Below are 6,479 nucleotides of genomic sequence, written 5' to 3'. Positions count from 1 at the left end.
CCCCCCCCCCCCCCCCCCCCCCCCCCCCCCCCCCCCCCCCCCCCCCCCCCCCCCCCCCCCCCCCCCCCCCCCCCCCCCCCCCCCCCCCCCCCCCCCCGGGTCCGGCGGCGGTCAGTCCTCGCAGAGGGACGTCCCGAAGTGGCAGGCCACGACGGCGGGGGTGTCCACCGGGCGGCCGGCGTCGACGGCGTGCGCCAGCCGGACGAACCCGCCGTGCGTCCACGACAGCGGCGTCGCGGAGAACGTCGGCTCGCCCGGCACGAACTCCGTCCCCTCCGCCGACGGCGGCTGGTCGTCCCACACCTGCTCGGCCATGAGGAACGACTCGTCGTCGGCCGCGCGGGCCATCGTGTCCAGCCGCTCCTGGGCGGTGGCCGCGGCGTCGCCGCCGAGGGCCAGCTCGTACTCGCCGCGCTCGCCGGTCAGCAGCGGCCACCCGCGGCCGATCGTCTCCCGCGAGCCGGGGTCCACCGGCTCCCACTGCGTCCCGTCGGCCCGCTCGCCGTACCCGTCGGAGCTCGACCGGTGCCAGAAGCGCCCGTTGGCGGTGTCGTAGCCGAGCTGCTCGTCGACCAGGCGCAGGGTGGTCGCCACGACCGGGTCGTCGGCCGGCACGATCCCGAGCCGCACCAGGTCGAGGAAGCTCGGGTCGAGGACCTCGCGCTGGTCGACCAGCGGGCCGCCGTCGGCGATCTGGATCCGCGTGCCGGCGTCGGCGTCCCCGTCGGCGGTGATGCGCAGGTAGTAGGGCTCGGGCGAGAGCGGGCCGGTGGTCGTGACCGTCCACTCGGCCAGCCGCGCCCGCCACTCGTCGGCGGTGGCCAGGTAGGTGTCCGCGCGGGCGTCGTCGCCGTTCTCCCGGGCGATGTCGGCGGCGGTGACCAGGCCCGCGATCTCGGCCGCGATGGTGTTCGGGGACCAGCCGGCCAGGTTCTCCCACCTCTCCTGCTCGGTGTCCGGGCCCTCGGCCACGATGAAGTCCGCCGAGAGCCGCACGCGCGCCCAGTCCTCCGGGCCGGTGCGGCCGAGCTGCCAGGCGAGCACGATCGGCAGCGCGACCTCGTCCATCTGCAGCCCGCCGAAGACGGCCTCGCCGTCGAGCCGCGCGTTCTGCGGGAACGACCCGTCGGGACGCTGCTGCACCGTCCACAGGTGGTCCAGCGCCCGCTCGGCGGCCGCCTCGTCGCCCATCGCGATCAGGGCGGTCGCGTGCTGGTACAGGTCCCGGGACCAGACCTCGTGGTAGACGGGGAAGTGCTGCAGCTCGTTCGCCCAGGCCCACGGCTTGCCCGGGGAGGCGATGAACCCGCCGCGGAAGGTCTTGTCCTCGCTGGCCGCGACGACCATCGCCGAGACGAGGTACTCCGTGCGCCACTGCCCGGCGCTGGCCGGCACGGGCGCCAGGCCGTCGAGGTAGTCGTGCCAGCCCTCGCCGTAGGCGGCCAGGGCGTCGTCGAAGCCGCGCTCCAGTGCCCGGTCGGCGGCGCTCGCGGCGTCGTCCTCGGTCGTCCCGAAGCCGAGGGCGAGGGTCAGGTCCTGCCCGCCCTCGACCCCGGTGAGGGCGGTCCGCCCGATCTGCACCACGTTGCCGGGGGTCCGCGCCTCCCACGCGTCGTCGAGGACGAAGTCGTCGCGCAGGTCGGCCCAGCCGTCGCTGCGCTCGAGGTAGCCGCTGGAGGTGTCGGTCAGGCCGGTCGAGGCGACGACGGCGCTGCTCAGCGCGCCGTCGGTGGCCAGCAGCCGCCCGCCGCCGGAGCGGCCGGTGTCGTCGTTGGCGTTGAGCCCGAGGGCGGCGTCGTGCAGCAGGTAGACGTCGTAGGGCTGCCCGTCGAGGGACTCGAAGCGCACGTCCACGAGCACGGCGGCGCGGTCGGGGTCGGTGGTGTAGGTCTTGGTGATCCGGTACCGGCCGCTGGTGGCGGTGTTGACCTGCCGGTACACCAGCGCCCGCTCGTCGACCAGCTCGACGACGGAGTCGGTGGCCTCGTCCTCGCGCTCGGCGAAGGTGGCGCCGTCGGAGACGACGAACTGGGTGTCGCGGGAGCTCGGGGTGTCGATGCGCGGGGCGAAGACCTCGCTCAGCGTGCCGTCGTTCAGCGTGTACCAGACGGTGCTGTCGAGGGCGCCGATCGCCGTCCCGAAGCCGTCCTTGTCCCCCGGCGACCAGTCGGCCGCCTCACCGGGGTACCCGGGCGCCTGGTCGGCGCCCTCCGCCGGCCCGCCGGCCGGGGCGTTCGCCGCGGCCGGGGCCGCGCCGAGGACGAGGACGCCGACGGCGGCGGCCAGGAGGGCCCGGCGGCGTGCCGCCCGGGGCGTGCTGGTGGAGGTCATGGCGGCTCCTCGCGCTGTCCCCCGTCCGAGTGACGTGCGCCACACCGTAGGGGGACCGCTCCGCCCGCCACCAGCGCACGGGAGACCGCCCGCCGGGACGCGCGCGGGTGGACTAGCGGCCGAGGATGCCGCCGATCGCGCCGCCGAGGCCGCCGCCCTGGCCGCCACCCCCGCCGCCGAGCATCTTGATCAGGTCCATCGGGTCGATGCCGAGCTTCTGGAGGAGGCCGGCGTGCTGGTCGGTGTCGACCTGACCGGGCAGTTCCTGGTCGGCCTGCTGCGCCTTGGCGTCGTCGCCCTGCGACTGCAGCAGCTGGAGGATCTGTGCCTTGTCGATCTGCATGAGGGGGCCCTACCCAGTCACCCCGCCGCCCGCACCACCCGGTCGGGACGGACGACGACCCAGCGCGCCCGGCCGTCGCGCAGCCACGCGGTGAGGGCGCCGTCGAGGTCGTCGAGCGCCGTGCGCCGGCCGTCCGCGGTGACGGTGAGCCCGGACGGCGCCAGGGCGAGCACCGCGGTACCGCCGCCGAGGACGTCGTCGAGCCGGCACTCCCGCCCCTCGACGCCGACCCGCGCGCGCGGCACGAGGGTCCCCGCCAGCCGGCGCCCGGCGGGCCCGCTCCGGTCGACCAGCGGGCCGCGGCGCAGCGGCGGCGTGCGGCTGTCGGTGGCGTAGGCGGCGAGCGCCGGCACCCGGCCGACGGCGGCCAGCACCGCGCGGCGCACCGGCACCGCGCCCGCTCCCCCGCCGGTCATCAGGCCGCCGACCAGCGCGGCCAGCCGGATCAGCGATCGGGCGTGCGGCCCGCGCTCCGCGCCGTGGCTGTCCAGCAGGCCCTCGTCCGCCGCGCCGGTGACGACGGCGGCCACCTTCCAGGCGAGCTGGTGCGCGTCGCGCAGGCCCAGCCCGAGTCCCTGGCCGACGAACGGCGGGGTCAGGTGGGCGGCGTCGCCCGCCAGCAGCACCCGCCCACGCCGCCAGCGGTCGGCCACCTCCGCGCGGTGGACGTACTCCGCCGCGCGGACCACCTCGGCCCCGTCGGCCCCGAACGGCGCGAGCAGCCGCCGCAGCACCTCCGGTGCGGCCAGCCCGGCCGCCGTCTCGCCGTCGAGCAGGCGGGTCTCGAAGCGGTACCGGTCGCCGCTGACCGGCATGAAGGTCGCGGCGCGGGCCGGGTCGCACACCTGGTGCACGCCGGGCCACACCGGCAGCGGCGACGGCGAGCGCAGGTCGACCACCAGCCAGCGGTCGGGCCGGCCGAGCGTGCGCATGCGGGCGCCGGCCAGCCGCCGGACGGTGCTGCGCGCCCCGTCGCAGCCGAGCACGGCCGCGGCGTCGAGCCGGTCCCCGCCCGCCAGCGCGACCGTGACGGACCGGTCCGACCGCTCGTCCAGGCCCACCACCTCGGCGGGCGCGCGCAGCGTGACGCGCGGCGTCCGGTCGACGGCGGCGCGCAGCACGGCCTCGAGGTCGGGCTGGTGGAACATCGACGCCTGCGGCCAGCCGTGCCGGCCGGCGCCGGGGTCGCGGCGGAACTCGGCCAGCACCCGGTGGCCGGCGTCGAGCAGCCGAAGCCCCGCCATCGGCCGGCTGACGGCGAGGAACTCCTCCGCCACCCCGGCGTCGGCCAGCGCCCGCAGCGCCTCGTCGTCGAGGTGGACGGCCCGGGGGACCGCCGGCGGGGCGGGCCGGCGCTCGAGGAGCAGCACGTCGAGCCCCCGCCGCGCGAGCAGCAGCGCCGCGGTGCAGCCCACCGGCCCGGCGCCGACCACGACCACCGGCAGCTGCGACACGCCGCCCAGTGTCGCGGACCGGGCACCGGCGCCCGCCCTGGCATCGTGGTCCCGCCATGGCCCCGACGTCCGTCCCCGCGCCGCCGCGCGAGTGGCGCCGCCACGGCCGGCCCGCGGGTGAGCGCTGGCGGACCCTGGTCAGCGGACTGGGCCAGACGCTCGTCACGGCCGGCGTCGTGCTGCTGCTGTTCGTCGCCTACGAGCTGTGGGTGACCGGCCTGTTCACCGCCCGCGACCAGGACCGCCTCGCCGACCAGCTGGCCACCGAGTGGTCCGGCGGCTCCCCCGACGCGCAGGCGCCCGTCGTCGGCACGCCCACCTCCCCGGCCGCGCCCGGGGTGGGCGAGCCGTTCGCCGTGCTGCACGTCCCGCGGCTGGGCGAGGACTGGTCGCGGGTGGTCCTCGAGGGCACCACCGAGGACCAGCTCTCGCAGGGCCCGGGCCACTACGTCGGGACGGCGATGCCCGGCGAGCAGGGCAACCTCGCCGTCGCCGGCCACCGGGTGGGCCGCGGCTCGCCGTTCCTCGACCTCGACGCGCTCCGGCCCGGCGACGCCGTCGTCGTCGAGGTGGCCGACGGCTGGTTCACCTACCGGGTGCTCGGCGCCGGCGACGACCTGTCGGTACCGGACCCCAACGGCGTCCTCGGGCAGCAGATCGTGACGCCCGACCGGGTCGACGTCGTCGCGCCCCTCCCGGGCGCCGCGGGCGCCGCGCCCGCCGGGGCCTACCTGACGCTCACCACCTGCCACCCGCGGTACTCGGCCCGGCAGCGCCTGGTCGTGCACGCCGTGCTGGAGGGCCCGGGCGTGACCCGCACCGACGCCCCCGACGGGCCGCCGGCGCTGACCGGGGACTGAGGGGACCACGTGTACCGCTGGATCTGGCGCCACCTGCCCGGGCCGACCGCCGCCCGCGTGGCGCAGGCGCTGCTGCTCGCGCTGGCCGCCTGCGCGCTGCTGCTGTTCGTCGTCTTCCCCGCCGTCGAGCCGCACCTGCCCTTCACCTCGGTGACGGTGGACCCCGGACGCTGACGCCGCCCGCCGCAACGGTTGCGGCCCCTTGACGGCACCCGGTGCCGCGCACAGTCTGTGGCGCGGCGCACAGTCGCAGCGGCGGCCCGTCGACGGAGACGGGCGGCGACAGGGCACAGACGGAGGGACACCGGGTGAAGACCAAGGGCGCGATCCTGTGGGGCGTCGGCGAGGAGTGGTCGATCGAGGAGATCGAGCTGGGCGACCCGAGGGAGGGTGAGGTCCAGGTCCAGCTCGCCGCGTCGGGCCTGTGCCACAGCGACGAGCACCTCGTCACCGGCGGCACGCCCGTCGCCTTCTACCCGGTGATCGGCGGGCACGAGGGCTCCGGCGTCGTCACCAAGGTGGGCCCCGGCGTGACCGGTCTGCAGGAGGGTGACCACGTCGTCACCGCCTTCATCCCCGCCTGCGGCCAGTGCCCGCCCTGTTCGAAGGGGATGCAGAACCTCTGCGACCTCGGAGCCAGCCTGCTGGCCGGCACCGCGATCTCCGACGGCAGCTACCGCGTGCAGGCCAAGGGCCAGGACGTCATCCCGATGTGCCTGCTCGGCACGTTCTCCCCCTACATCACCGTGCACCAGGCGTCGGTGGTGAAGATCGAGCCCGACATCCCGCTGGAGATCGCCGCGCTGGTGGGCTGCGGTGTCACCACCGGCTGGGGCTCGGCCACCAAGGTCGCCGACGTCCGGCCCGGCGAGAACGTCGTCGTCATGGGCGCCGGCGGCGTCGGCATGAACGCCGTCCAGGGCGCCGCCGCGGCCGGCGCGAAGCGGGTCATGGTCATCGAGCCGGTGGCCCGCAAGCGCGAGTGGGCGATGGACCTCGGCGCCACGCACGTGTTCGAGTCGGCCGAGGAGGCCACCGAGAAGGTCAACGAGCTGACCTGGGGCCGGATGGCCGACAAGACGATCATCACCGTCGGCGACATCCAGGGCGAGGACATCCAGACCGCGCTGAGCCTCACCGGCAAGGGCGGCCGCGCCGTCGTCACCGGCATGGGCAACGCCGCCAACACCGACGTCAAGCTCAGCCTCTTCGAGCTCACGCTGCTGCAGAAGGACCTGCAGGGCGCGATCTTCGGCGGGCTGGCGCCCCGGGCGGCGATCCCCGAGCTGCTCAGCCTCTACCAGGAGGGTCAGCTCAAGCTCGACGAGCTCGCGACGACGAAGTACAAGCTGGAGGACATCAACCAGGGCTACCAGGACATGCGCGACGGCAAGAACATCCGCGGGATGGTCGTCTACACCGACGCCGACCGCTGAGCCGTCCTCCTCGCTGACGCGGTCGTGCTCTGCCCACACCCGTGGGCAGAGCACG

The 6,479-nt window shown here is 76.3% G+C and carries 6 protein-coding genes; 3 read left to right on the top strand and 3 right to left on the bottom strand.

The genetic code is table 11. From position 1 onward, the window contains the following. Nucleotides 1-111: 111 nt before the first annotated feature. The 3 genes from ACI79X_RS23305 to ACI79X_RS23295 form a co-directional block, all read right to left on the bottom strand. Nucleotides 112-2,331 carry a glycoside hydrolase family 15 protein gene (locus ACI79X_RS23305; RefSeq protein ID WP_457027803.1) on the bottom strand — a complete coding sequence of 740 codons (2,220 nt, stop codon included), beginning with the start codon at nucleotides 2,329-2,331 and terminating at the stop codon, nucleotides 112-114. Nucleotides 2,332-2,443: 112 nt separating this feature from the next. Then, entirely contained in the window at nucleotides 2,444-2,674 is a 231-nt protein-coding gene (locus tag ACI79X_RS23300) for a hypothetical protein (RefSeq protein ID WP_073420859.1), read from the bottom strand. A gap of 17 nt (nucleotides 2,675-2,691) precedes the next feature. Beyond that, nucleotides 2,692-4,128, bottom strand: a complete 1,437-nt coding sequence (locus ACI79X_RS23295) for a bifunctional 3-(3-hydroxy-phenyl)propionate/3-hydroxycinnamic acid hydroxylase (protein ID WP_457027802.1) — start codon at nucleotides 4,126-4,128, stop codon at nucleotides 2,692-2,694. A gap of 56 nt (nucleotides 4,129-4,184) precedes the next feature. On the opposite strand from ACI79X_RS23295, the gene ACI79X_RS23290 reads away from it, so the two are divergent. The 3 genes from ACI79X_RS23290 to ACI79X_RS23280 all read left to right on the top strand — a co-directional run bounded on the left by ACI79X_RS23290 (nucleotide 4,185) and on the right by ACI79X_RS23280 (nucleotide 6,424). Beyond that, nucleotides 4,185-4,988: a class E sortase gene (locus tag ACI79X_RS23290; protein ID WP_457027801.1), complete on the top strand. Its 804-nt coding sequence runs from the start codon at nucleotides 4,185-4,187 to the stop codon at nucleotides 4,986-4,988. A gap of 9 nt (nucleotides 4,989-4,997) precedes the next feature. Further along, the gene (locus ACI79X_RS23285; protein ID WP_457027800.1) at nucleotides 4,998-5,162 is read left to right on the top strand and encodes a hypothetical protein; all 165 of its coding nucleotides are present in this window, start codon (nucleotides 4,998-5,000) and stop codon (nucleotides 5,160-5,162) included. 134 nt (nucleotides 5,163-5,296) lie between these two features. Further along, nucleotides 5,297-6,424: an NDMA-dependent alcohol dehydrogenase gene (locus ACI79X_RS23280; protein ID WP_457027799.1), complete on the top strand. Its 1,128-nt coding sequence runs from the start codon at nucleotides 5,297-5,299 to the stop codon at nucleotides 6,422-6,424. The last annotated feature ends 55 nt before the right edge of the window (nucleotides 6,425-6,479 follow it).

Source organism: Geodermatophilus sp. SYSU D01119, assembly GCF_054049975.1.
This window is presented reverse-complemented; position numbering and strand designations above follow the sequence as displayed.

Bases quoted from the DNA above. Each gene is read 5' to 3' on its own strand.
- ACI79X_RS23305 (WP_457027803.1), bottom strand. From the start codon at position 2,331: ATGACCTCCACCAGCACGCCCCGGGCGGCACGCCGCCGGGCCCTCCTG.
- ACI79X_RS23300 (WP_073420859.1), bottom strand. From the start codon at position 2,674: ATGCAGATCGACAAGGCACAGATCCTCCAGCTGCTGCAGTCGCAGGGC.
- ACI79X_RS23290 (WP_457027801.1), top strand. From the start codon at position 4,185: ATGGCCCCGACGTCCGTCCCCGCGCCGCCGCGCGAGTGGCGCCGCCAC.